This is a genomic window from Aurantiacibacter rhizosphaerae (genome assembly GCF_009807005.1).
GTDB classification, from domain to species: domain Bacteria; phylum Pseudomonadota; class Alphaproteobacteria; order Sphingomonadales; family Sphingomonadaceae; genus Alteraurantiacibacter; species Alteraurantiacibacter rhizosphaerae.
In genome coordinates, this window is sequence record NZ_WUBR01000004.1 from 181,189 (window position 1) to 205,646 (window position 24,458).

Annotated in this window: 28 protein-coding genes; 17 read left to right on the top strand and 11 right to left on the bottom strand. The window is 59.7% G+C overall.

What is annotated here, in order from left to right; translation table 11 throughout:
• Positions 1 to 123: 123 nt before the first annotated feature.
• From GRF63_RS16190 to GRF63_RS16215, 6 genes are read left to right on the top strand one after another with little or no spacing between them, the layout of a single operon-like run.
• Positions 124 to 681, top strand: a complete 558-nt coding sequence (locus tag GRF63_RS16190) for a F0F1 ATP synthase subunit delta (RefSeq protein WP_160487098.1) — start codon at positions 124 to 126, stop codon at positions 679 to 681.
• 28 nt (positions 682 to 709) lie between these two features.
• The gene (gene atpA / locus GRF63_RS16195) at positions 710 to 2,239 is read left to right on the top strand and encodes a F0F1 ATP synthase subunit alpha (protein ID WP_160487099.1); all 1,530 of its coding nucleotides are present in this window, start codon (positions 710 to 712) and stop codon (positions 2,237 to 2,239) included.
• Positions 2,240 to 2,268: 29 nt separating this feature from the next.
• A complete protein-coding gene (locus tag GRF63_RS16200) occupies positions 2,269 to 3,138 on the top strand; it encodes a F0F1 ATP synthase subunit gamma (RefSeq protein WP_160487100.1) in 870 nt (289 codons plus the stop codon).
• Between the two features lie 44 nt (positions 3,139 to 3,182).
• Positions 3,183 to 3,500, top strand: a complete 318-nt coding sequence (locus tag GRF63_RS16205; protein WP_160487101.1) for a hypothetical protein — start codon at positions 3,183 to 3,185, stop codon at positions 3,498 to 3,500.
• Positions 3,501 to 3,557: 57 nt separating this feature from the next.
• Positions 3,558 to 5,015, top strand: coding sequence for a F0F1 ATP synthase subunit beta (atpD, locus tag GRF63_RS16210; protein ID WP_160487102.1), 1,458 nt, complete (start codon positions 3,558 to 3,560; stop codon positions 5,013 to 5,015).
• 5 nt (positions 5,016 to 5,020) lie between these two features.
• Positions 5,021 to 5,278, top strand: coding sequence for an ATP synthase F1 subunit epsilon (locus tag GRF63_RS16215; protein WP_160487103.1), 258 nt, complete (start codon positions 5,021 to 5,023; stop codon positions 5,276 to 5,278).
• Between the two features lie 92 nt (positions 5,279 to 5,370).
• Here the strand turns inward: GRF63_RS16215 and GRF63_RS16220 are convergent, their stop codons facing one another.
• Positions 5,371 to 5,652 (bottom strand): HNH endonuclease, encoded by a 282-nt coding sequence (locus tag GRF63_RS16220; RefSeq protein ID WP_160487104.1) that lies wholly within the window; start codon positions 5,650 to 5,652, stop codon positions 5,371 to 5,373.
• A 48-nt stretch (positions 5,653 to 5,700) separates the two neighbouring features.
• Between GRF63_RS16220 and GRF63_RS16225 the strand changes: the two genes are divergently transcribed.
• Positions 5,701 to 7,203, top strand: a complete 1,503-nt coding sequence (locus GRF63_RS16225) for an ArnT family glycosyltransferase (RefSeq protein ID WP_160487105.1) — start codon at positions 5,701 to 5,703, stop codon at positions 7,201 to 7,203.
• 1 nt (position 7,204) lies between these two features.
• On the opposite strand, the gene GRF63_RS16230 is transcribed toward GRF63_RS16225, so the two are convergent.
• Complete coding sequence (locus tag GRF63_RS16230; RefSeq protein WP_160487106.1) at positions 7,205 to 8,110, bottom strand: DMT family transporter; 906 nt, start codon at positions 8,108 to 8,110, stop codon at positions 7,205 to 7,207.
• A 178-nt stretch (positions 8,111 to 8,288) separates the two neighbouring features.
• On the opposite strand from GRF63_RS16230, the gene GRF63_RS16235 reads away from it, so the two are divergent.
• From GRF63_RS16235 to GRF63_RS16260, 6 genes are read left to right on the top strand one after another with little or no spacing between them, the layout of a single operon-like run.
• Complete coding sequence (locus tag GRF63_RS16235; protein WP_202131795.1) at positions 8,289 to 9,302, top strand: glycosyltransferase family 2 protein; 1,014 nt, start codon at positions 8,289 to 8,291, stop codon at positions 9,300 to 9,302.
• Positions 9,299 to 10,963 (top strand): glycosyltransferase family 39 protein, encoded by a 1,665-nt coding sequence (locus GRF63_RS16240; RefSeq protein ID WP_160487107.1) that lies wholly within the window; start codon positions 9,299 to 9,301, stop codon positions 10,961 to 10,963. Before GRF63_RS16235 ends, GRF63_RS16240 begins: the two co-directional genes overlap by 4 nt.
• Entirely contained in the window at positions 10,950 to 12,158 is a 1,209-nt protein-coding gene (rffA, locus tag GRF63_RS16245; RefSeq protein ID WP_160487108.1) for a dTDP-4-amino-4,6-dideoxygalactose transaminase, read from the top strand. The genes GRF63_RS16240 and rffA overlap by 14 nt, the downstream gene beginning before the upstream one ends.
• A gap of 27 nt (positions 12,159 to 12,185) precedes the next feature.
• The gene (locus GRF63_RS16250) at positions 12,186 to 12,752 is read left to right on the top strand and encodes an acyltransferase (protein WP_160487109.1); all 567 of its coding nucleotides are present in this window, start codon (positions 12,186 to 12,188) and stop codon (positions 12,750 to 12,752) included.
• 9 nt (positions 12,753 to 12,761) lie between these two features.
• Complete coding sequence (locus tag GRF63_RS16255) at positions 12,762 to 13,658, top strand: hypothetical protein (protein ID WP_160487110.1); 897 nt, start codon at positions 12,762 to 12,764, stop codon at positions 13,656 to 13,658.
• Entirely contained in the window at positions 13,655 to 14,923 is a 1,269-nt protein-coding gene (locus tag GRF63_RS16260) for an oligosaccharide flippase family protein (RefSeq protein ID WP_160487111.1), read from the top strand. Before GRF63_RS16255 ends, GRF63_RS16260 begins: the two co-directional genes overlap by 4 nt.
• On the opposite strand, the gene GRF63_RS16265 is transcribed toward GRF63_RS16260, so the two are convergent.
• Both GRF63_RS16265 and GRF63_RS16270 read right to left on the bottom strand, forming a co-directional pair.
• Positions 14,910 to 15,860, bottom strand: a complete 951-nt coding sequence (locus GRF63_RS16265; RefSeq protein WP_160487112.1) for a glycosyltransferase family 2 protein — start codon at positions 15,858 to 15,860, stop codon at positions 14,910 to 14,912. The genes GRF63_RS16260 and GRF63_RS16265 overlap by 14 nt on opposite strands.
• Positions 15,857 to 16,984, bottom strand: coding sequence for a glycosyltransferase (locus tag GRF63_RS16270; RefSeq protein ID WP_160487113.1), 1,128 nt, complete (start codon positions 16,982 to 16,984; stop codon positions 15,857 to 15,859). Before GRF63_RS16270 ends, GRF63_RS16265 begins: the two co-directional genes overlap by 4 nt.
• Before the next feature lie 176 nt (positions 16,985 to 17,160).
• Between GRF63_RS16270 and GRF63_RS16275 the strand changes: the two genes are divergently transcribed.
• A complete protein-coding gene (locus GRF63_RS16275; RefSeq protein WP_202131796.1) occupies positions 17,161 to 18,702 on the top strand; it encodes a TadA family conjugal transfer-associated ATPase in 1,542 nt (513 codons plus the stop codon).
• Positions 18,703 to 18,743: 41 nt separating this feature from the next.
• Here the strand turns inward: GRF63_RS16275 and GRF63_RS16280 are convergent, their stop codons facing one another.
• Entirely contained in the window at positions 18,744 to 18,977 is a 234-nt protein-coding gene (locus GRF63_RS16280; protein WP_160487114.1) for a hypothetical protein, read from the bottom strand.
• 76 nt (positions 18,978 to 19,053) lie between these two features.
• On the opposite strand from GRF63_RS16280, the gene GRF63_RS16285 reads away from it, so the two are divergent.
• The 3 genes from GRF63_RS16285 (at position 19,054) to GRF63_RS16720 (ending at position 20,337) form a co-directional block, all read left to right on the top strand.
• Entirely contained in the window at positions 19,054 to 19,980 is a 927-nt protein-coding gene (locus GRF63_RS16285) for a DMT family transporter (RefSeq protein WP_160487115.1), read from the top strand.
• 61 nt (positions 19,981 to 20,041) lie between these two features.
• A complete protein-coding gene (locus GRF63_RS16715) occupies positions 20,042 to 20,170 on the top strand; it encodes a hypothetical protein (protein ID WP_272914679.1) in 129 nt (42 codons plus the stop codon).
• Between the two features lie 41 nt (positions 20,171 to 20,211).
• Positions 20,212 to 20,337 (top strand): hypothetical protein, encoded by a 126-nt coding sequence (locus GRF63_RS16720; protein WP_272914680.1) that lies wholly within the window; start codon positions 20,212 to 20,214, stop codon positions 20,335 to 20,337.
• Between the two features lie 56 nt (positions 20,338 to 20,393).
• Here the strand turns inward: GRF63_RS16720 and GRF63_RS16290 are convergent, their stop codons facing one another.
• The 6 genes from GRF63_RS16290 to GRF63_RS16315 all read right to left on the bottom strand — a co-directional run.
• Positions 20,394 to 20,990, bottom strand: coding sequence for a DUF938 domain-containing protein (locus GRF63_RS16290; RefSeq protein ID WP_160487116.1), 597 nt, complete (start codon positions 20,988 to 20,990; stop codon positions 20,394 to 20,396).
• Entirely contained in the window at positions 20,987 to 21,457 is a 471-nt protein-coding gene (locus GRF63_RS16295) for an ABA4-like family protein (RefSeq protein WP_160487117.1), read from the bottom strand. Before GRF63_RS16295 ends, GRF63_RS16290 begins: the two co-directional genes overlap by 4 nt.
• 62 nt (positions 21,458 to 21,519) lie before the next feature.
• The gene (locus tag GRF63_RS16300) at positions 21,520 to 22,233 is read right to left on the bottom strand and encodes an NAD-dependent epimerase/dehydratase family protein (RefSeq protein WP_160487118.1); all 714 of its coding nucleotides are present in this window, start codon (positions 22,231 to 22,233) and stop codon (positions 21,520 to 21,522) included.
• Positions 22,226 to 23,386, bottom strand: coding sequence for a deoxyguanosinetriphosphate triphosphohydrolase (locus GRF63_RS16305; protein ID WP_160487119.1), 1,161 nt, complete (start codon positions 23,384 to 23,386; stop codon positions 22,226 to 22,228). The genes GRF63_RS16300 and GRF63_RS16305 overlap by 8 nt, the downstream gene beginning before the upstream one ends.
• Before the next feature lie 68 nt (positions 23,387 to 23,454).
• Positions 23,455 to 24,150, bottom strand: coding sequence for an aspartate/glutamate racemase family protein (locus GRF63_RS16310; RefSeq protein WP_160487120.1), 696 nt, complete (start codon positions 24,148 to 24,150; stop codon positions 23,455 to 23,457).
• Between the two features lie 186 nt (positions 24,151 to 24,336).
• A partial coding sequence (locus GRF63_RS16315) for an NAD(P)(+) transhydrogenase (Re/Si-specific) subunit beta (protein ID WP_160485435.1) occupies positions 24,337 to 24,458 on the bottom strand: 122 nt, incomplete at its 5' end.

Sequence of the window (24,458 nt, forward strand, 5' to 3'; positions counted from 1 at the left end):
GTTGGGTTGCATGAATCAAACCTCGGTGCTAGGCGCGCGCCAACCTTGATAAGGGGGCGTTTCAAATGCTTCCGATCAGGCAACCAGTATTTACGTTTCTCTGACCTTGAAGGACATTCGCGCGTGGAGCTTTCCGCCGGTATTCAGGCCAGCCTGGCAGGGCGTTATGCCTCGGCCCTATTTGATCTTGCCAGTGAAGCTGGCACGGTAACCGCTGTCGAGTCCGATCTGGACAAGCTCGATTCCGCATTGCGCGAATCGAAAGAGCTTTCGGCGCTTATCAACAATCCAGAGATCAGCCGCAGCCAGCTGGCATCCGTGATGGCCGGCATCGGCGATCACCTTGGCCTTTCGGAATTGACGAAGAATTTTCTCGGCGTGCTGGCGAACAATCGCCGCGTGTCGAAATTGCCCGGCGTCATCCGTGCCTTCTCCATCATCGCCGCCGCCCAGCGCGGCGAAGTGCAGGCCGAAGTTGCCAGCGCACACGCCCTCACCGATGCCCAGCTGATCGAGCTGGAAAGCAAGCTGCGCGCCCGCGAAGGCCGCACGGTGAAACTGAAATCGCGCGTCGATCCCGACCTTCTGGGCGGGCTCGTCGTCACCATCGGATCGAAGCGCATCGACAGCTCGATCCGTACCCGTCTCAACTCCCTCGCCCAGGCCATGAAGACCGCCTGAGTAGCCATATATAAGAAGGCTGATTGCAATGGATATCCGCGCCGCAGAAATTTCCAAGGTCATCAAAGACCAGATCGCCAATTTCGGCACCGAAGCCGAAGTCAGCGAAGTCGGCTCCGTCCTCTCCGTGGGTGACGGTATCGCCCGTATTCACGGCCTCGACAATGTGCAGGCCGGTGAGATGGTGGAATTCTCCAACGGTATTCAGGGCATGGCCCTCAACCTGGAGGCCGATAACGTCGGCGTCGTGATCTTCGGCACCGATGCCGAGATCAAGGAAGGTGACAGCGTAAAGCGCACCGGCACCATCGTGGACGTTCCCGTGGGCAAGGGCCTGCTGGGCCGCGTGGTGGATGCTCTTGGCAACCCGATCGACGGCAAGGGCCCGATCGTCAGCGACAAGCGCAGCCGCGTTGAAGTGAAGGCACCGGGCATCATCCCGCGTAAATCGGTTGACGAGCCCGTGCAGTCCGGCCTCAAGGCCATTGACGCCCTCGTCCCCGTTGGCCGTGGCCAGCGCGAACTGATCATCGGTGACCGTCAGACCGGCAAGTCCGCCGTGGCGATCGACACCTTCATCAACCAGAAGGATGCGCACGCCGGCGACGACGAGAAGAAGAAGCTCTACTGCATCTATGTCGCCGTGGGCCAGAAGCGCTCCACAGTGGCGCAGATCGTGAAGAGCCTCGAAGAAAACGGCGCGATGGATTACACCATCGTCGTTGCCGCCACCGCTTCCGAGCCTGCCCCGCTGCAGTACCTGGCGCCCTACACCGGCTGCGCCATGGGCGAGTTCTTCCGCGACAACGGCATGCACGCCGTGATCGTTTATGACGACCTTTCCAAGCAGGCCGTGGCCTATCGCCAGATGTCGCTGCTGCTGCGTCGTCCTCCGGGCCGCGAAGCTTATCCGGGTGACGTGTTCTACCTGCACTCTCGCTTGCTGGAACGCGCCGCCAAGATGAACGACGACAATGGTGGCGGCTCGCTGACGGCACTGCCGATCATTGAAACACAGGCTGGCGACGTATCGGCCTATATCCCGACCAACGTGATCTCGATCACCGACGGCCAGATCTTCCTCGAAACGGACCTCTTCTTCCAGGGCATCCGTCCCGCCATTAACGTGGGCCTTTCGGTGTCGCGTGTGGGCGGTGCCGCCCAGACCAAGGCGATGAAGAAGGTTGCAGGTTCCATCAAGCTGGAGCTGGCGCAGTACCGCGAAATGGCGGCCTTCGCCCAGTTCGGCTCGGACCTCGATCCCTCCACGCAGAAGCTGCTGAACCGCGGTGCGCGTCTGACCGAGCTGCTGAAGCAGCCGCAGTTCTCGCCGATGCCGGTGGAAGAGCAGGTTGTTTCGATCTTCGCAGGCACAAACGGCTACATCGATAGCGTGGCAGTTGACCGCGTGACCGAATACGAAGCCGCCATGCTCAGCTTCATGCGTAACGAGCACGCCGATGTCCTCAAGACCATTGCCGACACCGGCAAGTTCGAGGACGACACGCGTGAAAAGGTGAAGAGCGCGCTCGACACCTTCGCCAAGCAGTTCGCCTGATCCGTTCAAGAGACAAATAGGGAGCCGAAATGGCTAGCCTCAAGGAACTCAAGGACCGGATCAAGTCGGTCAAGTCCACGCAGAAGATCACCAAGGCCAAGCAGATGGTCGCGGCGGCTAAATTGCGCAAGGCGCAGGCCGCTGCCGAGGCTGCGCGCCCTTATGCGGATCGCCTGGCAGGCGTGATGGGCTCGCTCGCCAGCAAGGTGAGCGGCGATTCTGCACCCCTGCTGCTGCGCGGCACGGGCAGCAGGCAGCGTCATCTGCTGGTCGTGGTCAACACCGACAAGGGCCTGTGCGGCGGTCTCAACGCGAATATCGTGAAAGAGGCCAAGAAGCAGGCAAAGGCGCTGATGGCCGAGGGGAAGGATGTGTCCTTCTACCTGGTGGGCAAGAAGGGCCGCGCCCCGATCAAGCGCGACTATGCCGGCCAGATCGATGCGCAATATGACACCAGCGAGATGAAGAACCCGGACTTCGCCGAAGCCGAGAAAATCGCTGACGAGCTGGTAGCCAAGTTCGAGAACGGCGAATTCGACGTCGCGCACCTCGTCTATCCGATCTTCAAGAGCGCGCTGGCGCAGGACCCCACGACCACGCAGATCCTGCCGGTCCCTGCCCCGGAAACGGCCGCTGAATCGGATTCGGTTGTCGAGTATGAGCCCGATGAAGAGGCCATCCTCGAAGATCTGCTGCCGCGTTACATCAAGACGCAGCTGTTTGGTGCATTGCTGGAACGCGAGGCTTCCGAACAGGGCGCCTCGATGACCGCGATGGACAATGCCACGCGCAACGCCGGCGATCTGATCGACAAGCTCACCATCCAGTACAACCGCAGCCGTCAGGCCGCGATTACGACTGAACTCATTGAAATCATTGCGGGCGCAGAAGCGCTCTGATCCGGAAAGACTTTCTTGTGAAAAATTTGACCCTCGCCCTCTGCATGCCCATTCTCGCGCTCGCCGCCTGCGGCGAAGAGCCTGCACCTGCACCAGAGCCTACCGAAACCGTGGCAGCAGAGCCTGTTGTTACCCTGCCCGCTCCGGATGAAGCGCTGTTTGCAGAGCTGCACGCCGAAACCTGCCCCGATGCCGAAACCGTCAGCACGTCTTTCTGTCAGCGCGCGATGGGCGCCGAAACCGCATCCTGCGAATTTGGCCTGGGCGATGATGATGTACTGCGCAATGACGCAACCCTCGAAGTCAGCGAAACCGGCGATGCCTGGGTGATCGCCGATGCCGAAGCGGTTTGCGCAATCTGACCACGCCGATTAGTTAACCCGAAACAGACACCTTTCTGACGCCACAGGATATCAATCATGGCTACCGCACCTGCTCTCAACCAGACCACCAACGGCTCTATCGCCCAGGTCATCGGCGCTGTCGTCGACGTGACCTTCCCCGGTGAGCTGCCCGCAATTCTCTCCGCGCTGGAGACCAAGAACGGCGACAACACGCTTGTTCTGGAAGTTGCCCAGCACCTTGGTGAGAACACCGTTCGCACCATCGCAATGGACGGCACCGATGGCCTGACGCGCGGCCAGGAAGTGATTTCCACCGGCAAGCAGATCAACGTGCCCGTCGGCCCGAAGACACTCGGCCGCATCATGAACGTGGTTGGCGAAGCGATCGACGAGCGCGGCCCGATCGGCGCGGAAATGACCATGCCGATCCATGCCGAGGCACCGCTGTTCGTGGACCAGTCCACCGAAGCAGACATTCTCGTCACCGGCATCAAGGTGATCGACCTTCTCGCCCCTTACGCAAAGGGCGGCAAGATCGGCCTGTTTGGCGGCGCTGGCGTGGGCAAGACCGTGCTCATCCAGGAACTGATCAACAACATCGCAAAGGGTCACGGCGGCGTGTCCGTGTTCGCCGGTGTGGGTGAGCGTACCCGCGAAGGTAACGACCTTTATCACGAATTCCTCGACGCCGGCGTTATCGCCAAGAACGAAGCTGGCGAAGCCATCAGCGAAGGTTCCAAGGTGGCACTGGTGTTCGGCCAGATGAACGAGCCTCCTGGCGCACGTGCCCGCGTGGCACTGTCCGGCCTGACCATGGCGGAATACTTCCGCGACGTGGAAGGCCAGGACGTGCTGTTCTTCGTGGACAACATCTTCCGCTTCACGCAGGCTGGTTCCGAAGTGTCCGCTCTGCTGGGTCGTATTCCTTCGGCCGTGGGCTATCAGCCCACCCTGTCCACCGACATGGGTAACCTGCAGGAACGCATCACCTCCACCAACAAGGGTTCGATCACCTCGGTGCAGGCCATCTACGTGCCTGCCGATGACTTGACCGACCCTGCGCCGGCAACATCGTTTGCCCACCTTGACGCAACCACCACGCTGAACCGCGCGATTTCCGAGCTGGGCATCTACCCCGCCGTGGACCCGCTCGATTCCACCAGCCGCGTTCTGGAACCGCGCGTTGTGGGCCAGGAACACTACGAGACGGCTCGCAAGGTTCAGGAAACCTTGCAGAAGTACAAGAGCCTGCAGGACATCATCGCCATTCTGGGCATGGACGAGCTTTCCGAAGAAGATAAGCTGACCGTGCAGCGCGCGCGCAAGATCCAGAAGTTCCTGTCGCAGCCGTTCCACGTGGCCGAGGTGTTCACCAACATCCCCGGCAAATTCGTGCAGCTGGAAGACACGGTGAAGTCGTTCAAGGCCGTGGTAGATGGTGAGTACGATCACCTGCCGGAAAGCGCCTTCTACATGGTTGGCGGGATCGACGAAGCCGTCGAGAAGGCCCAGAAGATGGCTGAGGACGCCTAAGCACAATGGCTCTTCACTTCGAACTCGTAACCCCGTCGAAGCTGGTCCGCTCGGAAGACGTCCACATGGTGGTCGTTCCCGGCGCGGAAGGCGAATTCGGTGTGCTGGAAGGCCACGCGCCCTTCATGTCCACCATTCGTGACGGTGCGGTGCAGGTCTACAAGACAGAAGGCGGCGCGCCCGAGGAAATCGAAGTGCGTGGCGGCTTTGCTGAGGTTGGCGACAATGGGCTGACCGTCCTTGCCGAACACGTCGAGGACTAACCCTCGCGCCAGCATCTATCGGCTATCAACAACAAGGCCGCGGCACCCAGGTGCTGCGGCCTTTTGTTTTGCGGCTGCCTGAAGGCCCGCGCCTATTTGGGCCGACGCGTGGGCGCGTGGAAATCGGGCGGCTTATCGGCAATCCAGCGCAGGAATTTGGCGACATCTTCCTGCTTTGCCACGGGCTCTCGAGCGCTATCCAGTCTAGCCAGTTCCGCATTGGTAAAGTGGGCGTGGATCGTGCGGTGACAGATGGGATGCACCGGAACCGTCTCGCGCCCTTTCTTCGCCTTGGGCACGGTGTGGTGCCATTGGACCCGCTTGCCCAGCGGCCTTTCGCACAGCCAGCAATTCCTGCTTTCCGCCTCACTCATAATCGCTTCTTAACCATGTTGCGCGATTGCGCACCTCTATAGGAGGCAATGCGTGCGATGAATGGCGTGACGGCAGTATTGGACAAAACGCAGGCGATCCGCACAGCAACATGGCTGCGCAGCGATGCACTGTGCCTGGCGATGCTGGCTCTCTTCACCCTTGCCATACGCGCCATCTGGCTTGGCGATCCCGTGGCCGATTTTGACGAGCAGCTTTACAGCTTCATCGGCTGGCGCATGCAATATGGCGAGCTGCCCTTCGTGGATTGGTGGGATCGCAAGCCTTTCGGCCTGTTCGCCATCTTCGGGCTCACCCACCTGTTGTTCGGCCCCTCTGCCCTGTCATATCAACTGGTGGCATCCGGATTTGCCATTACCGCCGCCTGGATCACCTTCCGCCTCTCCCGCCGATTGGTGGACCGCGTGACGGCATCTTTTGCCGGAGCCATCTGCGTGATCCTGCTCTCGGCCTACGGCAGCTATTCCGGGCAGAGCGAGGTTTTCCTCGCGCCCATCATGCTGGGCATGGCCGCGCTGCTGGTGGATGCCGATCATCCGCGCTTCACGCGCCGTGCTGCCACTGCAGTGCTGCTTGGCGGGCTGGCGTTACAGGTGAAATACACCGTTGTGCCGCAGTGCCTGTTCTTCGGCGGCTGGGCCTTGTGGGTGGAATATCGGCGCGGGCGTGACTGGCGCGGGCTCGCCGCGATCGCTGCGCTGTTTGCGGTGCTGGGCATTTTGCCCACCATGGCAGTGGGCGCGTTCTACGCCGCGATTGGCGAATTTGACGCGTTCTGGTTTGCCAATTTCACCAGCTTTTTTGACCGTGCGCCCGCGCCGCAGGGCCGCTGGGGGGACAATCACGCGCTGGGCGTTGCGCCGCTTCTGGTTCTGTGTGCAGGCGGTGTCTACGCCGCATTGCGCATGCGGCGGCCGCAGCCCATTGGGACGTGGGGTTTCTTCACCGGCTGGGCTGTGGCGACGCTTGCCACCGTATTCCTGCCGGGTACGGTCTACCTCTACTATTACGCCGCATTGGCCGCGCCTGCCGCATTGGTTGCCCTTCCCTTGCTCAATCGCCATGGGCCTTTGCGCATCTGGCCGGCCATAGTGCTGACCGCCGGCTTGCTGGCACTGATATCGCTGCCCGATCGCCGGGTACGATCGCTGGAAGAGCGCGCTGCGAGTGAGGCACTTGCCGCGGCCATTGCGCCACACGTGGGGGCCGAAGCGGACTGCCTGTGGATCTGGGACGGCCCCACGGTGCTCTACCATCAGACGAACAGCTGCGTACCCACCCGCTTTGTCTATCCCGATCACCTGAACAACGCGCTGGAAACCAATGCGCTGGAAGTTGACCAGGTGGAGGAAATCGGCCGTATCCTGTCGCAAAAGCCGGGTGCCATTGTAACTGCGGATACGGGCATGACGATCCGCAACAAACAGGCCGGGGCCCTGGTGGAAAATACCCTCGCCAAGGATTACCGCCAGCGCCTTACCGTGGATATGCACGGCCGCAAGGTCACCGCATGGGTGCGGCGCGTGCCATAGGTCAGGCGGGCACTCTTGCGCCGCGTCTGTTGCGCCCCTGGTGCCACAAAAACAGGCCGGACAGGATGATCAGCCCTGCGCCCAGCATCGCGGTGAGATCGGGCACTTCGCTGAAGAAGATATAGCCGATCACCGATGCGGCGATCAGCTGCCCATATGTCATCGGGGCGACTGTTGCCGCGCCTGCCCTTTCGGTGCCGAGGTAGATCAGCCAATGCGCCGCACTGGCGGTGACAGCGATAATGGCGACGCGCGCCGGAATATGCCAAACGGGCCATTCCACATGCAGTGAAGCCACCCCGCTAAGGTGTCCGATTACCATCCCCGTCACCAGCACGATGGTAGCGAAAATGGCGACATAGGCCTGCATGGCGAGCGCGCTGCCCGCCCCTGCAACCGCGCGGTTGGCAGTGACGAGAATCGCCATCCCCAGCGCCGCCCCCAGCGGCAGCAGGGCGCCCAGACCGATCTCCGCGAAATTGGGACGCAGCACGATCAGCACCCCGGCAAAGGCAACCAGCGTTGCCAGGACGGTCTGCCAGCGCAGCTTTTCACCCAGGAAGGTCGCGGCAAGAACAGCGGTGAAGATCGGCTGCGTGAAGGCAAGGGCAATCGCATCTGTCAGCGGCATCAGCCACAGGCCTGCGAAAAAGCTGATGGTGGCGATGCCCACACCCGTGCCGCGCAGCACCTGCATTCCCGGACGGGGAATGTTGCGCAAGGGTTGAAGACCCTCCTTCATCACCAGCAGCGCGGTGAGGCCAAGCGCCCCCAGCCCGTAACGCCAGGCGGCAATCGCCGTGGGCGCCCATGCCCCGTCGATCCCCTTCACGATACTGTCGCCGATGGTGAGCAGGCAGAACCCGGCCAGTGCGTACAGCAGCCCTGCCCGATCCGATTGTTGCATGGCCTTCGCTGCTCCCTTGGTGCTGAAGGGCGCTTAGGTGGGCCGAGTGGCGCGGGCAATCGCTTTCCTGCCTGGTGCAGAGATATTCAATCGGCGCGGCCAAGTTTACGAAGCGTTAAACGCTCATGCTTAACAAAGCCCTATGGCGCGCCCCTGCGGGCGCTGTTCCGGGGGCCGCATGATTAAGCTGATTATCCAGATACCCTGTCTGAACGAGGCGGAAACTCTGCCCACCACGCTGGCCGCCCTGCCCCGCCGGGTGGCCGGTGTCGATGTGGTGGAATATCTGGTGATCGATGATGGCAGCGATGATGGCACTGCGCAGGTTGCGCGGCAGTGGGGCGTGCATCACGTGGTATCGCACCGGCGCAATCGCGGGCTTGCCGCCGCCTTCCGCAGCGGCGTGGACCGCGCGCTGGCCGAAGGGGCCAACATCATCGTCAACACCGATGGCGACGGGCAATATGAAGGCGGCGATATAGAGGCGCTGGTGACGCCCATCCTGCACGGCCAGGCCGACATTGTGATCGGCGATCGCGGGGTTTCCGAAAACGCCCATTTCTCTCCCCTGAAACGCCTGATGCAGCGCGTGGGCAGCGGCGTGGTGCAGCACCTTGCCGGAACGCAGGTTTCCGATGCCGTCAGCGGATTTCGCGCAATCAGCCGCGATGCCGCGCAGCGCATCAACATCACCACGGAGTTTTCCTACACCACGGACATGCTGATCCAGGCAGGTCGAAAGCGGATGGCGATTGCCACCGTTCCGGTGCGCACCCATGCCGCGGCCCGCCCCAGCCGCCTGTTCAAATCCATTCCGCGCTTCGTCATGCACACTGGCATCACGATGGCGCGCGCGTTTACCGCATACAAACCGCTGCGCGCCTTTGTTGGCACAGGATCTCTTATCGCCTTTGTTGGCATGGTGCCGATCCTGCGCTTTCTATGGTTCTGGATGCAGGGTGATGGCAGCGGCCATCTGCAATCGCTGGTTCTTGGCGGAGCGCTTCTGGTGCTGGGCACGCTGGTGGCGATCATGGGCATGGTGGCAGATCTGGTGGCCGCCAATCGCAAGCTGATGGAAGAGAACCTGGTTCGCACGCGAAAGCTGGAGGATATGCTGGCCGCGATGCAGCGCGATCGCGAGCCCGGACGCACCTCTGCGACAGCGCCCCGACGCAAGGATGCTGCATGAAGATGCTGGCCGTTTCGCCGGTTGAGACTTGCGATAGACGAACTGTGCGCATGCCTGCCGCGACAAGTTCGGTCTGGCCACTGCTTGCCGTCGCTGCATTGATGGCGATGCAGCTGAGCATGGTATTCACCCGCGCAATAAATTGGGACGAATTCTGGTTTTACCACCACGTCGCCGATTTCGCCCGCGGCAATCTGGCCGAGCCATTGCAGAGCCTGCACGTCAGACTGTTCGCCTGGCTGCCTTATATGCCTGGGACCGGGGTGGACAAAATCGTAACGGCGCGCCTATTTATGTTGCTTTGCGAAGCGGTCACCGTTCTCGCGATCTACGCTCTGGCGCGCCGCTTCGTAAAGCATCCCGTCGCCAGCCTTGCATGCTTGCTATACCTCTCGGCAGGCTTCGTGATGCAGCACGGTTTTTCTTTCCGTACTGACCCAATGGCCACCGCTGCCTTGATGTCAGCACTGGCGATCCTTGCACGATGTCGCCTTGCCGCGCTTCCGCTTCTCGCTTTTGCCCTGCTGGTGGCGCTTGCCGGGATGATCACGATGAAGGCTGTTCTCTACGCTCCGGCGTTCCTTGGGCTTGCATGGATGCGCTGGAGCGATGGCGGCTTTTCCGTATCCACAGCGCTGCGCCTGGCAGGTGCTGCGCTTAGTACAATAGCGATTTTCCTCGCCCTTTACACTTGGCACTCCACAGCCGTGACGAGCTCGACCCAGGGTGCCGTAATGGCCGTTGGTGCTTCGCGCTGGATGTTTTTCCTTGGCGTCCCGCCATATTGGCAGATGGGCGTAAAGGCGGCCTTGACTGCTCCATTACTGATACTCTCAGCTATCACCGCGCCGTTTGCCATCTGGCGAGGTGCACTGACCCAAGGGGAGAAGTGGGGCCTTACAGGACTTTGGCTGCCGGTCACCCTGCCATTTTTTTACACGAATACCGCCGCTTATTTTTACGTCTTCATGCTCGCGCCCGTAACCGTCGCCGTGGTGCTGGTGTTGCAGTCGGCGATCGAGCGCTATTCTCTGATTCTCTTAACTGGCGTGCTCACGATTATGGCCACCGGCATTTTCGCCATCGAAGACCGCGAAACGATCCACCGGCAACGCGAAGTTGTGAAAACGGTTGAAGCCCTGTTGCCCCCGGGCACGGCGTATTTCGATCACAACGGCATGATCGCCACGCTCTCGAAAGCGAACTGGCTGATGACGCCAGCGGTGTTATCCGGCTATCACGATGCAGGCCATGCTACCTATCGACATACCATGACCGAACGCGTCGTACCGCTGTTGCTCGCCAATGACGAGGCAATCGAGGCGATGCTGGACGGCGACGACGCCCTGCTCCTGCCAGAAGATACCGCAGCGCTGCGCAATAATTACCTGCCCTTTTGGGGCCCAATTCATATCGCAGGATATGCCATCCCGTCAGGCATTCAAAAGACGACGCAAGTCCTCGTACCAGGCGCTTATACCATCCTTGGCGGGCCTGCAGTGATCGACGGGAATGTACATTCCCAAGGCGCAGTAGTTGGCCTTTCGCGTGGTCTCCACGTGATTGCTGCGCCAGAAACGGCAATTCGGTTGCAATGGGGCGATCACCTTGAACCGCCAGCCAAGAGATTTGACGAGGGACCGCTTTATGTTGAATTCTAATTCAGACGAACATCATGAAGTTTTCGCGCCGCGGCTAGGCGAGCAGATAGAAAAGCGTTCGGCTGTGCCGTTCAATAAGCCGGCGATCGTCGGTCGCGAATTCGAATATATCTATGATGCAATCCGGCGCGGTCAACTGTCCGGCGATGGCGAATACACGCGCAAATGCCACGCCGCAATTCGTAAGCTTACTGGGTCTGCTGCCGCACTGCTCACGCATAGCTGTACCGCAGCGCTGGAAATGGCCGCGATTCTTGCGGACCTTAAACCCGGCGATGAGGTGATCTTACCGTCCTACACTTTTGTTTCCACGGCCAATGCCGTCGTCCTGCGTGGCGCGACGCCGGTGTTCGTCGATATCGATCCGGCATCGCTCAACATAGATCCTATGCTTGTTGCCGAAGCAGTAACAGCCAAAACCCGGGCGATTTTTGCCGTCCATTATGCCGGCTTCCCCGCCGATATGGACGCGCTCGCCGCCATTGCAGAAAAGCATGATCTGCTGCTGGTGGAGGATGCTGCACAGGCACTAGGATCAACTTACAAGGGGCGTCCTGCGGGATCTCTAGGAGACATGGCCACCTTTAGCTTCCATGAAACCAAGAACATTATCAGCGGCGAAGGCGGCGCACTTACGTTGATGCGGCCAGACCTTGTACATCGCGCCGAAATTATCCGCGAGAAGGGAACGAACCGCAGCCAGTTCATGCGCGGGGAAACGGCCAAATACACCTGGGTCGATGTTGGCAGCAGTTTCCTTCCCGGTGAATTAATCGCCGCATATCTTTGCGGCCAGTTGGAACACGAACGCGGCATTCGCGAGCGTCGGTTGACGATGTTTCAACAGTATTGGGACGCTTTTGAAAATCTCGACGCGGCACAGCAATTCGAACTCCCTCGCATTCCGCAAAATACCAGTGGCAACGGTCACATGTTCTACCTGTTGCTGGAAAATCGGGAGAAACGCGCCGATTTCATTGCCTATCTGAAGGCGAACGATGTGGTCGCTCCCTTTCATTACGTCCCACTGCACAGCTCGCCGTTCGGTAGGGAAAATTCACGAACGCACGGTTTGATGAGCAATACCGATGAGATATCTGCACGTCTGGTGCGCCTGCCGATGTTCTACACACTGGGTGAGGATGCCGAACGGGTGATCGAGATTACTTCACGCTGGCTTCGTGGACGGACTTGATCGGAGTTAAGCTCGGAAGGAGCAACTATGGCCTATCTCGGATGCGAAGAGCTTGAAGCTATGGGCTTTGCGGCCCTTGGTGCGAATGTAAAAGTAAGTGACAAGGCAAGCATTTATGAACCGGAGAAGATCACCATCGGCGATTTCAGCCGGATCGATGATTTCTGTGTTATTTCCGGCAGGGTGACCCTGGGCCGCAATGTTCACATTGCGCCATTTTGCCTTGTCGCTGGCGGTGAACCAGGCGTGGTGATGGAAGATTTCGCCGGCTTGGCCTACGGCGTGCAAGTTTTCTCCCAGTCGGACGATTACAGCGGCCGGTCCCTAACCAACCCCACGGTGCCCGCTGCATACAAGCATGAAACAAAGCGCGCCGTGCGGATCGGACGCCATACAATTATCGGTGCGCGCGCAATTGTGATGCCAGGAGTATCAATGGCGGAAGGAACGGCTGTTGGCGCTGGTGCGCTAGTTTCCAAGTCGACACAGGAATGGTCCATTTACGCCGGTTCACCAGCCCGCCGGGTAAAGAAACGTTCGAGCGATCTACTTGGACTAGAGCAGCAGTATCTGGCCAATGAAGGCTGCCTCTAGGCTTCCTCGATGGCACTTCGTCCAAATTACCTTGTTCATGCGCCGGCGTGGGATGCCAATAGCGGTGGCAGTATCTTTCTGCACAACCTCGTGCACGTCCTTCGCGGATTGGGTGAAGATGCGAAAATCTGGCCTTGGTATCGAGACCCGGAGCGAGGCCTTGTCCACAGACTTCGAAGCCTACAGCGCAAGCCGTCCTTGCTATTGGGCTATGGTCGCAAGTTCCTCAATCCGGAACTTGACACACCACTCGCCAATTTCGATGATTTTCGAGACGATTCAATCGTCATCTATCCAGAAATACGTCTTGGCAACCCGATGGGTGCACGCAATGTAGTGCGATGGCTGCTTTATCGCCCTGGCCTCGAACATCCTTACAAGTTCACCCACAACGAAATGTTTTTTCGAGCGGGCGAAATGTCCGATATTCCTGAAATCACCGGTGGTGCGAGCGAATTGTTCGTGTGGCAACGCAATCCTGCATACCGGAACGAAAAGCGTAACAATCGAAATGGCGCGTGTTTTCTTGTACGAAAAGGACATGAAAAGCCGCGCATTCCAGAAACCGCCAAAGCCATTCAGATAGACGGCAAAAATCATCAAGAAGTTGCTGAAATCTTCAATTCCTGCGAGACTTTCTATTCCTATGACGAAGCCAGTTTCTATTCGCAGTATGCAGCAATCTGCGGTTGCACCAGCGTGGTTGTGCCTGGCCTTTTTCCTGATCGGCACGCGTGGTCAGAACGACATCCGATAGGTCGCTATGGCATTGCGTATGGCCTTGATGACGTCGAGCACGCCCGCGCTACGCGCCCGCTCGTCGAAAGCCTGCTCGCAGAAAAAGAAGCCGAGGGTGTCGAGAGCGTAAGAGCCTTCGTGGCAGCGACCCAGGACCGGCTAGGATGAGGGTCGGCGGTGGTATCAGGGCGATTTCAGTAAATGGCCTCGGCTCTACGGGCGTAACTGCGGCCGAAACGCTGGTGCGCGCCATTTATTTTCTTGCGATTACGCGCCTCCTCGGTCCCGAAGGCTATGGTTTGTGGAGTTGGGCGCTGGCCCTTTATGGTTTCGTACTTGGCGGGGCATCGCTGGGCTTTGAAACACTAGTCCCCATAGCCTATGGCAAAGGGAACGATGCTGGCGACCGACAGGCCTCACGGCTCCTCTTCATGCGTATCGGTATCAGTCTGTGCGCAATAGCCGGATTGGCCTTTTACGGATGGCTTATGTTTGCCGAAGACGTCCAATTTCTTGCAATTCTCGCCGTGGCACCGGCCCTTGCCTTCCGCGGAGCGGCATTGCTTAATCGGGCGATTTTTACTGGCCGGATGAAGGTGAGGCAAAATATCCCCAATGTGCTGGCCGGACGCCTTGCAGAGCTGTTCATAGGACTCGCGCTGATTGCTGGCGGCGCCGGTATCTTGCATCTGTTGATCCTGCACTGGCTATGCTGGGCACTGGAGGCGGTGTTTTCCTGGAGGGCGTTACGAAAGAATGGGAATTTCCGTGCTTCGCATCCCGATCGCGCCGCCGCCCTGTCTATCCTGCGTAAGGGCGCACCACTCGGGGCGCTCGACCTGATGTCAGGATTCATGATGGCTGCTCCGTTGGTAATGTACGAGCCACGGGCGCGCAATCTTGCCGAACTTGGGCAAATCGCGATCGCTGTTCAGCTTTCCGGCTTCCTACTTGCGGTGGGCTTTGCTTTTCTTAACAGCGCAGTGCCCGTGGTCGCTCAGTCTCACGAAAACAAAGATCGTAGGCTGGCGCACTATGGATGGCTGATCGCTTTGGGGGCGCTCGGCACAACTCTGGCGCTAGTACTGGTGTGGGAGCACATTTCCGCAACGATCTTTAACTCGGCATTTGGCGGCGACTATGAATTGGGACGCCAGCTGACAACCTGGACAATTCTGATTGCTGGCGCAGTAATGTTACCTCAGGGTTTCCAACACTTGCTACTACTGGAAAATCGCTTGCGCGTGTCTGTGCTCGCCGGAGTTGCAGGTACTGCAGTTGTGGTACTGGGTTTTCTGTCAATGCATACTGGCGCGGAACCCAGCGAAGCACTTCAAGTGGTTTTGTCGGGCTGGTTGGTGAGAGCAGCCGTATTGGTGCTGGCAGGCTCAATTCTTTCGCAAAAATTAGCAAGCGAGTTCAGCCCAGAATAAAATACGGTAAGTTCTTCATGATATTGTCGCGCAAGATCCGGTTGCGCAGGAAAAATGTCTTGCGCGCAGGCCAGCCGCCCTCATTCAACATTGAATATTCTTGGAGGATAGAGCGTTCGTGTTGCGACAAATTGTCTGCGTACCGATCCGCAAATGCCCTTGTCTGGCGTTGCGTATCCGCGAGCAACTTGCGCGAACGCCCAATCGCAAGTGCCGGGCTGCGTAATACATATTTAATCTGTGAAATCAGGTCGTTCGCGTTCGCACCCAGCGTGTTGCCACCATGCTGCCGATAGAGAATTGTGGGTTGAGGCATCTGGATAAGCCGACCCGTTCCTGCAGCCACCAAGGCCAACCACCAGTCATGCATCACGGCTGCTGCAGGGATGGGCAGCGCCTGTGCGCGCAAGGCTGCATTGCCGAGCGAAGCGCACCCGGTCACGACGTTGTGCAGCATGACCTGACGCAACTCGCGGCCCTCACGCAGCTTCGGGCGGCGCGAAAAGTCATGGTAGCTATCGGAAATCATATCCAGCTGTTGATCGACTACCCGCAGATCCGAATAGACCAGCGCCGGGACAGGCTGGGATGATGGGGCCTCCGCAGACAGCAGCGTCGCAAGCATCACCTCCAGTTTTTCTGGCAACCACACATCGTCCTGGTCACAAAAAGCGAAGTATGGCGCGTCAGATCCTTCCAGCAGCGCAGCAAAATTTAGCGATGCACCAAGACCGGAGCGGCCGTCCTCCAGTATTGTGACGCGCTGCTCGACACGCCCAGCCCATTCGCGAACGATCTGAAGAGTGGCATCGCTCGAACCATCGTCTCGTATCAGAAGGTGCCAGTCCTTGTGCGTTTGGTTTTCCAGCGAGGCCAGTTGCTCTGGCAGGAACCTAGCGCCGTTGTAGGTGGCCATGAGGATGTCGATCTGGCTCATTGGGTCGCCGCCTTCACCAGTATGGCGCGCCATTGCTCAGTCAGGGCCTCCGAAGCGAACGCCTCGCGCAGATCGCCATGCAGGCCTGGCGGAAAATCGGCTCGCTCCTGAACGAATAGGTCGAGCGCATCGAGCACGCTCGATGGATCGGCGGGCGGCACCAGATACAGCCCCCTCCTCTCTCCTTGGACGAGTTCCCGCATCGCCGGTGAGTCCCTGGTTATCAGCGGTTTACTCGCCGCAAGAGCCTGGTAGACTTTGTTCGGTATCACACGGGCCGCCTTATCGCTGGTGCCGAAAATGCCGAGGCAGATATCTGCGCACTCCATCAGTGCCGCCAGTTTTTCATAATCGACCCAAGCGATGCGCGTTATGTGGGAAAGCTCTTCCCCCTGCAGCCGCGCATCGATCCGGGCTGCTTCCTGCCCCTGCCCCACGATAGTCCAGCGGAACTGCCGTCCGCGCGGATCAAGCGCGGCATCAATGATCGTGTCGATGCCATGCAAGGGAATGAACTGGCCGTAGAACAACACCTCGACAGGTTTATCGGGGCTGCGTGTTGTCGCGGTTTTCGCAGGCGCAAAAGCGCTGCTTTCCGCACCCACGAAAACGGCATCCAGCTTGGCTTCCGGAACGCCGTGCAGATCTCCCATCAATCCCGCGTGGGCGCGCGTGTCCAGCACTACCTTATCGGCAATGGCGCAGGCCCGGCGTTCGATCCAGCCCAGGAACCGCGCTTTCCAGCCACGTTCGGATGCCATCGCCCGATCGCGGACGTAGGTATCGTAGATTGACAGAAACGCGTCCCATACGACTGGCTTTCCACGCAATTTTGCGAGAGGTGCCAGCAGCACCATATCGAACAATCCCATGTAGCCGATCACCACGATATCGTGCCTGCCCGCCATCAGATAGCGCGCAGCCACCACCGGATAGGCCAGCAACAGCCGCATTGCGATCCGCAGCTTGCCGCCCAGCCCGGACATCACGGACTTGTCCTCCACCCCGTGCCACACGCTGAAATGCAGTTCCTGCAATCCGGGGTCTATCGCGCGCAGGCAATCGCGCAGCAGGCGCGTGCGCGGCTTGCCAAGATCGTATGTGCCCAAAAGGACGACTCGCATCGCTGGCTGGCTGCTGGTCGCCAAGAAATATTCACCCTCGTCTCAAGTGCGCATCGTGCACCTCTTCGCGCAAGCTTAACCAGTTCTTCACCTAAATTCGCAAGAAGCTGAGTGCATGAAATCCGCCGAATTCTTCAGGAAGACGGCAAATTGGAATTATTAGGGGGTTTGCGAGAATGAGCGCATTCGGACGCAAGAGCGGCGCAGGTGGCATGTCCAAGGGCGCACGTCCGAGCTTTGGCGTGGCAAAGCCCATGCGGGCCGGTGCCGGCAATGGCGGTGGCCATCCCAAGCCTGACGATCACTCCGTTCCCCCGCCCGGCGGCGAACAATTTCCCCCGGTTCCACCAGAAGGCACCGCCGTAGAAGGCGGCGCAGGGCGCAATGAGGATGCGATGAGCCGTCTGGCCGATCGCACCAATGCCGTGCACGATAACGTCAGCGAACTTGGCGGGTTCGAGGCATCGGTTCACAAGATCAAGGAGCAGGTGCTGCCGCGCCTGCTGGAACGCGTCGATCCCGAAGCTGCGGCCACGCTGACCAAGGAAGAGCTTTCCGAAGAATTCCGCCCGATCATCATGGAAGTGCTGGCCGAGCTGAAGGTGACGCTGAACCGGCGCGAGCAATTTGCGCTGGAAAAGGTGCTGATCGACGAGCTGCTGGGCTTTGGCCCGCTGGAGGAGCTGCTGGGCGATCCCGATGTGTCAGACATCATGGTGAACGGCCCCGATCAGACCTACATCGAAAAAGGCGGCAAGCTGCAACTCGCCCCGATCAAGTTCCGCGACGAGAGTCACCTGTTCCAGATCGCCCAGCGCATCGTGAACCAGGTCGGCCGCCGCGTTGACCAGACCACCCCGCTGGCCGACGCCCGCCTGAAAGACGGTTCACGTGTCAACGTGATCGTCCCGCCGCTGAGCCTGAAGGGCACGGCGATCTCCATTCGTAAGTTTTCCGAAAAGCCCATCACCATCGATATGCTGAAAGGCTGGGATTCGATGAACGACAAGATGGCCACCGCGCTGAAAATCGCCGGTGCCTGCCGCATGAATGTGGTGATTTCGGGCGGTACGGGTTCGGGCAAGACGACGATGCTCAATGCCCTGTCGAAGATGATCGACCCGGGTGAGCGCGTGCTGACAATCGAGGACGCGGCCGAGCTTCGCCTGCAGCAGCCGCACTGGCTGCCGCTGGAAACGCGTCCACCAAACCTTGAAGGCCAAGGCGCCATCACCATTGGCGACCTTGTTAAGAACGCCCTGCGTATGCGACCTGACCGGATCATCCTGGGCGAAATTCGTGGCGCGGAGTGTTTTGACCTTCTCGCCGCCATGAACACCGGCCACGATGGCTCCATGTGTACGCTTCACGCCAACTCTCCGCGAGAGTGCCTTGGCCGTATGGAAAACATGATCCTGATGGGCGACATCAAGATCCCGAAGGAAGCAATCAGCCGCCAGATCGCCGAATCGGTCGATCTGATCGTGCAGGTGAAGCGCCTTCGCGACGGTTCGCGCCGCACCACGAACATTACCGAGGTAATCGGGATGGAAGGCGATGTGATCGTGACGCAGGAACTGTTCGGTTTCGAATATCTGGATGAGGACGAGGACGGCAAGATCATGGGCGAATACCGCTCCAGCGGCCTGCGCCCCTACACGCTGGAAAAGGCCCGCCAGTTCGGCTTTGACCAGGCCTATCTGGAAGCCTGCCTGTAATCCTTCGGTTCTGACGGCAGTTTAGCGCGCGTTGGCGGAGCCTATGCTCCTGCCAGCCAGCCGACACCTGCGAAAGACATCAGCGCAAGGCCTGCAAAACCCGTCAGCGCGCCGATATCGCGCCACGGCATGATACCCACACGATCGATATTGCTGCGCTTGCGCCGCCGATAATCGCGCCAGGCACTGAATGCCGAGATGCTCAGCAGCGCCCCGCCCCACAGGCCGTAGAGCGTGGCATCGCTGGCAAATCTGATCCAATCAGGTTCGTGCATGGCGGCGGCAATATGGGGAGGCAAAGGCGCGGCAACAACGCTTGATCGGCCAAAGCGAAAGCCTATGGCCAAGAGGATGACCAGCGCCCCCCGCGACTCCTCCAGCGACCGCCCCCTGCTGGCGCTGATAATGCGTCTGGCGGGAATTGCCGGTTTTGGCCTGATGGGCGCATTTATCAAGCTGGCATCGGAAACCGGCATCCAGATCGCAGAGCTGCTGTTCTGGCGGCAATTGGTCGCCATTCCGATTCTGCTGACATGGGCCATGCTGGCAGGCGGATTGGCGCAGCTTGGCACCAGGCGGCCCAAGGCGCACTTCGTTCGCGTGGCTTATGGCGTGGTCGGCATGGTCCTGAATTTCGGAGGGGTAATCCTGCTGCCGCTGGCAGAGGCGACCACGCTGGGCTTCACCGCGCCTATGTTCGCCGTGGGGCTTTCCATCGTGTTGCTGAAGGAAAGCGTGGGGATATGGCGCTGGTCCGCCGTGGCAGCGGGCTTCATCGGCATTCTGATCATCGCCCAGCCCGGCAATGGCCAAATACCGCTGTTCGGTGCGGCGGTTGCACTGGGCGGTGCATTCATGATCGCCCTTATCGCCATCCAGATAAGAGATCTTTCGCGCACGGAAAAACCGCTGGTGATCGTCTTCTGGTTCAGCGCGGGCAGCGTGATCGTGACGCTGCCGTTCATGCTGTGGGTTCATGAACCGCTGACGGCTTATCAATGGTGGCTGCTGCTGGGCATGGGTATCGCGGGCACATGGGGACAGGTGCTGGTCACTATGGCGCTGCGCTTTGGCAATGTGTCCAGCGTGATCGTGATGGATTATTCCAACATCATCTGGGCCACGCTGTTCGGCTGGCTGTTTTTCGCCACGCTTCCCGCCATCACCACCTGGATCGGCGCGCCATTGGTGGTGCTGGCCGGGCTGATCATCAGCTGGCGAGAGCATTACCTTGCGAGGCGCGCCTTTGTGGATCAGAGACAGGCGACAGGAACCTGATCGATACCAGTCGGTTGTATTGTTCAGTGACCTGTCCATCTGGATTTGAGAAGGAATAACAATGACCCGAAAAATCATCCTGGTTGTCACTGCCAGTGTGCTGGCCCTGACTGCATCTGCGTGCAACACTGTACGCGGTTTGGGTCAGGATCTGGAATCGGTCGCAGACGGCGTTGACGAGGCCACCTGATCAGGCCCTCGATAACGTCAGTTAACTTTGGAGATTATCCCATGCGCAAGATTGTAACCGCCGTAACAGCTGCCGTCTTTGTTCTTTCCGTATCCGCCTGCAACACCGTTCGCGGCGCTGGCGAAGATCTGGAATCCGTTGCTGACGATGTTGACGAAGCCACCTGAATTCAAACCCTTTTAGAGGGTCGCAAGGCGCCCGTCGGTTTATTCCGGCGGGCGTTTTATGTTTTACGGTAGACCACGGTCAGGTTGTTTGCCGGCATCGCGTGTCGCGCAGTGCGGTGAAATCCCTCCGCCGCGGCGAGCCCATCCAGCCATGCAAGCTCTCGCAAACCCCACGAAGGATCGCGGGCCTTCAGGCTTTCATCAAATTGCATGTTGGATGCAGAGGTTTGCACGTCTGCCTCTATAAACGGGCCATAGATCAGCAATGGCGCACCGCTGCTCAGCAATCGCCCCGCCCCGGCGAACAACCCTTCGCTCGCGGCAATCGGGCTGATGTGCGTCATGTTCACGCAGAGGATGGCATCCGCCCTAGCCACCGGCCATTCGCTCGCGCTGGCATCCAGCCGGACGGGCGGCAAAAGGTTGGGCGGCCCATCTTCCGCTCGCCATGCCGCGATGGATGCCAGTGCATCGGCATCGGGATCCGTCGGCTGCCACTGCCAATCGGGAAATGCACGGGAGAGGTACACCGCGTGCTCCCCCGTTCCGGCGGCAATTTCCAGCAACACACCGTCCTGCCCCAGTTCATCACTCAGGACTTCGCGAATAGGCTCTCGATTGCGCAAGGTCGCAGGCGCATATTTCTTCGTCATCTGCCCAGTACCGACTTTCTTTTCACACCCTTGCGCGCCCGGCGTTCGCGGATGATGAACCACAGCAGCAATCCTGCAGGGCCGGCAACGAAGGTGAGCAGCAGAACCGGCCCCTGAATGAAGCGCGAGAAACCCTTCTGATCGGCATCCCTGGCGATCCACAAACCGGCAAACAGGTCCAGCGCGAGGTAGTGAATCCAGCCCACCGTCACGCCACCATCGGACATGAAGATACTGCGCACGCCCTCGATCGTCTGGAAATTGCTTGCCCCCGCGCCCTCCACCGCATTGCCGTCCACCGTGCCGGTCAGCAGCAGGGCGAGCAAGATGACGTAGGCCAGGCACAGCAGGCCAACACCGCCGAAGAAGATGGCGCTGTGCACGAATGGCCCGCGTGGAAGGAAAACCAGTATCGCCCAGCACAGCATGGCCCAGACGTTGGCGGCACCGAACAGGCTATCCCACATGGCTACTCTCCTGATCCCAAGGAGCATTGGCCGGATTAAGCGGCAGAGGCACGAGGAAGGGCCTAGCCATCCTGGCTGTCTGCCTTGGCCGCCAGTTCACGGCGAAACTCTCTCACCATGCGCATCAGCGCATCATATTCATGGATGAACTGCCCGCCTGCCTTGGCGCTGGCAAATGCGATTGCCGCGTCCGCCAGATCCTCTGCTTTCATTGATCGGAATTTCGTCTTTGCGCCGCGCATGAACATATCGCCAATCGGCGCGGATAGCTGGCCAATCGCCTCCAGCGGGCGAAGATCGTCCTGCCGCTTTCCGCGCAGCAGGCTGGGCCGAAGAATATCGAGCCGCCGCAGTTTGAGGGACTTCAGATCACGCTCCGTCTCGCCCTTCACCTTCAGATAGAAATTGCGGGAGAAAGCATCCGCCCCAACGGAGGAGACATGGACGAAGTTCTTCACCCCCGCCCCCTTTGCCGCGCGCCCCAGTTCCACCACCAGGTCGTGATCGACTTCGCGAAAGCCTTCCTCGCTCCCGGCCTTTTTCTGCGTGGTGCCCACCGCGCAGATCACGGCATCGGGCTCCAGCTGAGAGATGATGTCCGGCCAGGCATCGCTTTGCGCCAACACCAGTTCCATCCGCACGCCTTCGGGAAAATCGATCTCCCTGCGCGCCACGCCCTGCAGCGTGATGTTATCGAGATCGGGTGATCGTTCGATGATGGTGCGCCCGATCAGCCCGGTTGCGCCGACGAGCAGGATGCGCCGATTTTCAGACATTGGACAAACCTTCCGGAATTTCGCCAAATATTCGCTGATACTGGTTTATCGCATAATGATCGGTCATCCCGGCAATGAAATCGACAATATGACGCGATCGGCCGGGCTGTTCTTCGGGCAGGCTGGTGGTCCAGCCCGGATTCATCAGGGAGGAGTCCTGATCATAGGCCGCATATAATTTGGCGATGACGCCGCGCGCGGCCTGCGCGGTGCGGATCTGCGCATCGTGGTGATAAAGATTGGCGTACATGAATGCCTTCAGCGTCCGCTCCCGCTGCGCCATTTCGGGCGAGAATGCGGCTATCGCACAGCCGGCGCCGCGCACTTCCTCAATGCTGTTGATACCCTGCAGATTGGCGCGGGTGGTTTGCAAAAGGTCATTCACCATCACGCCGATTTGCGTGCGCACCAGTTCGCGCAATTGCTCGTCCCGGCGTGCGTTTGGAAAGCGGCTTTCTACATCGCGCCACAGATTGGCGATGAAATCCAGCTCCAGCAATTGCTCCAGATCGAGGAAGCCTGCACGCAAGCCATCATCGATATCGTGATTGTCATAGGCGATATCGTCCGCCAGCGCCGCCACCTGCGCCTCCAGCGAAGGCCACTGTCGCAGTTCCAGCGGAAAGGCCGCGTCCAGTTCGGTCAGCGCCCATCCAGGCTGGTTCACCGGCCCGTTATGCTTGGCCAGCCCTTCCAGCGTCTCCCACGTCAGATTGAGGCCGGGGCAATCGCAATAGGGGGAATCCAGTCGCATCACGGTGCGCAGGGCGTGTTCGTTGTGATCGAAACCGCCGCGGCTGGCGAGGGAATCGTTGAGCGCATCTTCCCCCGGATGTCCGAACGGAGGATGGCCAAGATCGTGGGACAGGCACAGGGCTTCTGTCAGATCCTCGTCCAGGCCAAGATCGCGCGCCACCACGCGGCCGATTTGCGCCACCTCCAGGCTGTGCGTCAGGCGAACGCGATAGTGATCGCCGTCGGGCGCGACGAACACCTGCGTCTTGCCCGCAAGGCGGCGGAAGGCAATCGAATGGATGATCCGGTCCCGATCGCGCTGAAATGCGCTGCGCGGACCGCGCACGCCGTGGCCGGGCTGATCGAATTCACGACCGCGCGTTTTGGCGGGATCGGCGGCATAGGGCGCACGGGACATGGCTGATCGCTAGGTCAGCGCCTGTGGGGTGACAATGGGAACAGCTCGTGAACGCCGCGAAAAAGCGTCTATTCGTCGCCTATTATCCACCGTGCCGCCGCATCGGCATGGATCGCGGTGCAATCATACACCGGCAGGATGTTGGCATCCACATCCACCACCAGTTCCAGTTCCGTGCACGCCAGGATCACCGCCTGCGCGCCTTCCTTCTGCATGTTGGTGAACATGGATTTGAGCGCGCGGCGCGCATCCTGGCTGGCCTTGCCCAGCATCAGCTCCTCATAGATGATCCGGTCAAGCTGTTCGACATTGTCCATATCGGGCGGCAGCAGGTCGACGCCATGGGAAACAAGGCGGCGACGATAGAAGCTTTCGGTCATCACGTTGCGCGTGCCGATCAGCGATGCGCGTTCGATCCCGTCGGCTGCCATCTGGGCGCCTACGCATTCGGCAATATGCAGGATGGGTGTCTCGATCCGGGCTTCCACATCGCGATACACCTTGTGCATGGAATTGGCGCCGATGACGATCATCTCCGCCCCGGCCTTCACCAGCCTTTCCGCGCTGTCTGCGATCACATCTGTCGCGTGCTGCCAATCCTCGTTCGTCTGCGCACGATAGATGCGCGAGAAATCGAGGCTTTCGATCAGCATAGGCGCAGACGACGTCTTGCCGATACTGCGCTGAACAAAGCGATTGATGCGTTCGTAATAGGTGCTGGTCGAAACCCAGCTCATGCCGCCGATCAGGCCGAGTGTGCGCAAAATGGAATGCCCCTGTCTTGTCGCGAAATATCTAGGATAGCGGTTGCGCACAAACTGGCGCAACCCGATGGGTTGAAACGAGATGAGGCGACAATTTGTTCCCCCTTCACGACAGACGGAACAAGATGTGACGTCATGACAGCGCCGCCACGGATTGGCGCGCTGTCATGAAGCAATTACCGGCGATCAATCCATCGCCTTCACGATTTCCTCGACCATCTTCTTGGCATCGCTGAGCAGCATCATGGTCTGGTCCATGTAGAACACGTCATTGTCGACGCCCGCATAGCCCACGCCGCCCATGCTGC

Excerpts from the sequence above, each read along its gene's own strand:
- atpA (WP_160487099.1), top strand. The coding sequence starts at position 710 with ATGGATATCCGCGCCGCAGAAATTTCCAAGGTCATCAAAGACCAGATC.
- GRF63_RS16200 (WP_160487100.1), top strand. The coding sequence starts at position 2,269 with ATGGCTAGCCTCAAGGAACTCAAGGACCGGATCAAGTCGGTCAAGTCC.
- GRF63_RS16205 (WP_160487101.1), top strand. The coding sequence starts at position 3,183 with ATGCCCATTCTCGCGCTCGCCGCCTGCGGCGAAGAGCCTGCACCTGCA.
- atpD (WP_160487102.1), top strand. The coding sequence starts at position 3,558 with ATGGCTACCGCACCTGCTCTCAACCAGACCACCAACGGCTCTATCGCC.
- GRF63_RS16215 (WP_160487103.1), top strand. The coding sequence starts at position 5,021 with ATGGCTCTTCACTTCGAACTCGTAACCCCGTCGAAGCTGGTCCGCTCG.
- GRF63_RS16220 (WP_160487104.1), bottom strand. The coding sequence starts at position 5,652 with ATGAGTGAGGCGGAAAGCAGGAATTGCTGGCTGTGCGAAAGGCCGCTG.
- GRF63_RS16225 (WP_160487105.1), top strand. The coding sequence starts at position 5,701 with ATGCGTGCGATGAATGGCGTGACGGCAGTATTGGACAAAACGCAGGCG.
- GRF63_RS16230 (WP_160487106.1), bottom strand. The coding sequence starts at position 8,110 with ATGCAACAATCGGATCGGGCAGGGCTGCTGTACGCACTGGCCGGGTTC.
- GRF63_RS16235 (WP_202131795.1), top strand. The coding sequence starts at position 8,289 with ATGATTAAGCTGATTATCCAGATACCCTGTCTGAACGAGGCGGAAACT.
- GRF63_RS16240 (WP_160487107.1), top strand. The coding sequence starts at position 9,299 with ATGAAGATGCTGGCCGTTTCGCCGGTTGAGACTTGCGATAGACGAACT.
- rffA (WP_160487108.1), top strand. The coding sequence starts at position 10,950 with ATGTTGAATTCTAATTCAGACGAACATCATGAAGTTTTCGCGCCGCGG.
- GRF63_RS16250 (WP_160487109.1), top strand. The coding sequence starts at position 12,186 with ATGGCCTATCTCGGATGCGAAGAGCTTGAAGCTATGGGCTTTGCGGCC.
- GRF63_RS16255 (WP_160487110.1), top strand. The coding sequence starts at position 12,762 with ATGGCACTTCGTCCAAATTACCTTGTTCATGCGCCGGCGTGGGATGCC.
- GRF63_RS16260 (WP_160487111.1), top strand. The coding sequence starts at position 13,655 with ATGAGGGTCGGCGGTGGTATCAGGGCGATTTCAGTAAATGGCCTCGGC.
- GRF63_RS16265 (WP_160487112.1), bottom strand. The coding sequence starts at position 15,860 with ATGAGCCAGATCGACATCCTCATGGCCACCTACAACGGCGCTAGGTTC.
- GRF63_RS16270 (WP_160487113.1), bottom strand. The coding sequence starts at position 16,984 with ATGCGAGTCGTCCTTTTGGGCACATACGATCTTGGCAAGCCGCGCACG.
- GRF63_RS16275 (WP_202131796.1), top strand. The coding sequence starts at position 17,161 with ATGAGCGCATTCGGACGCAAGAGCGGCGCAGGTGGCATGTCCAAGGGC.
- GRF63_RS16280 (WP_160487114.1), bottom strand. The coding sequence starts at position 18,977 with ATGCACGAACCTGATTGGATCAGATTTGCCAGCGATGCCACGCTCTAC.
- GRF63_RS16285 (WP_160487115.1), top strand. The coding sequence starts at position 19,054 with ATGACCAGCGCCCCCCGCGACTCCTCCAGCGACCGCCCCCTGCTGGCG.
- GRF63_RS16715 (WP_272914679.1), top strand. The coding sequence starts at position 20,042 with ATGACCCGAAAAATCATCCTGGTTGTCACTGCCAGTGTGCTGGCCCTG.
- GRF63_RS16720 (WP_272914680.1), top strand. The coding sequence starts at position 20,212 with ATGCGCAAGATTGTAACCGCCGTAACAGCTGCCGTCTTTGTTCTTTCC.
- GRF63_RS16290 (WP_160487116.1), bottom strand. The coding sequence starts at position 20,990 with ATGACGAAGAAATATGCGCCTGCGACCTTGCGCAATCGAGAGCCTATT.
- GRF63_RS16295 (WP_160487117.1), bottom strand. The coding sequence starts at position 21,457 with ATGTGGGATAGCCTGTTCGGTGCCGCCAACGTCTGGGCCATGCTGTGC.
- GRF63_RS16300 (WP_160487118.1), bottom strand. The coding sequence starts at position 22,233 with ATGTCTGAAAATCGGCGCATCCTGCTCGTCGGCGCAACCGGGCTGATC.
- GRF63_RS16305 (WP_160487119.1), bottom strand. The coding sequence starts at position 23,386 with ATGTCCCGTGCGCCCTATGCCGCCGATCCCGCCAAAACGCGCGGTCGT.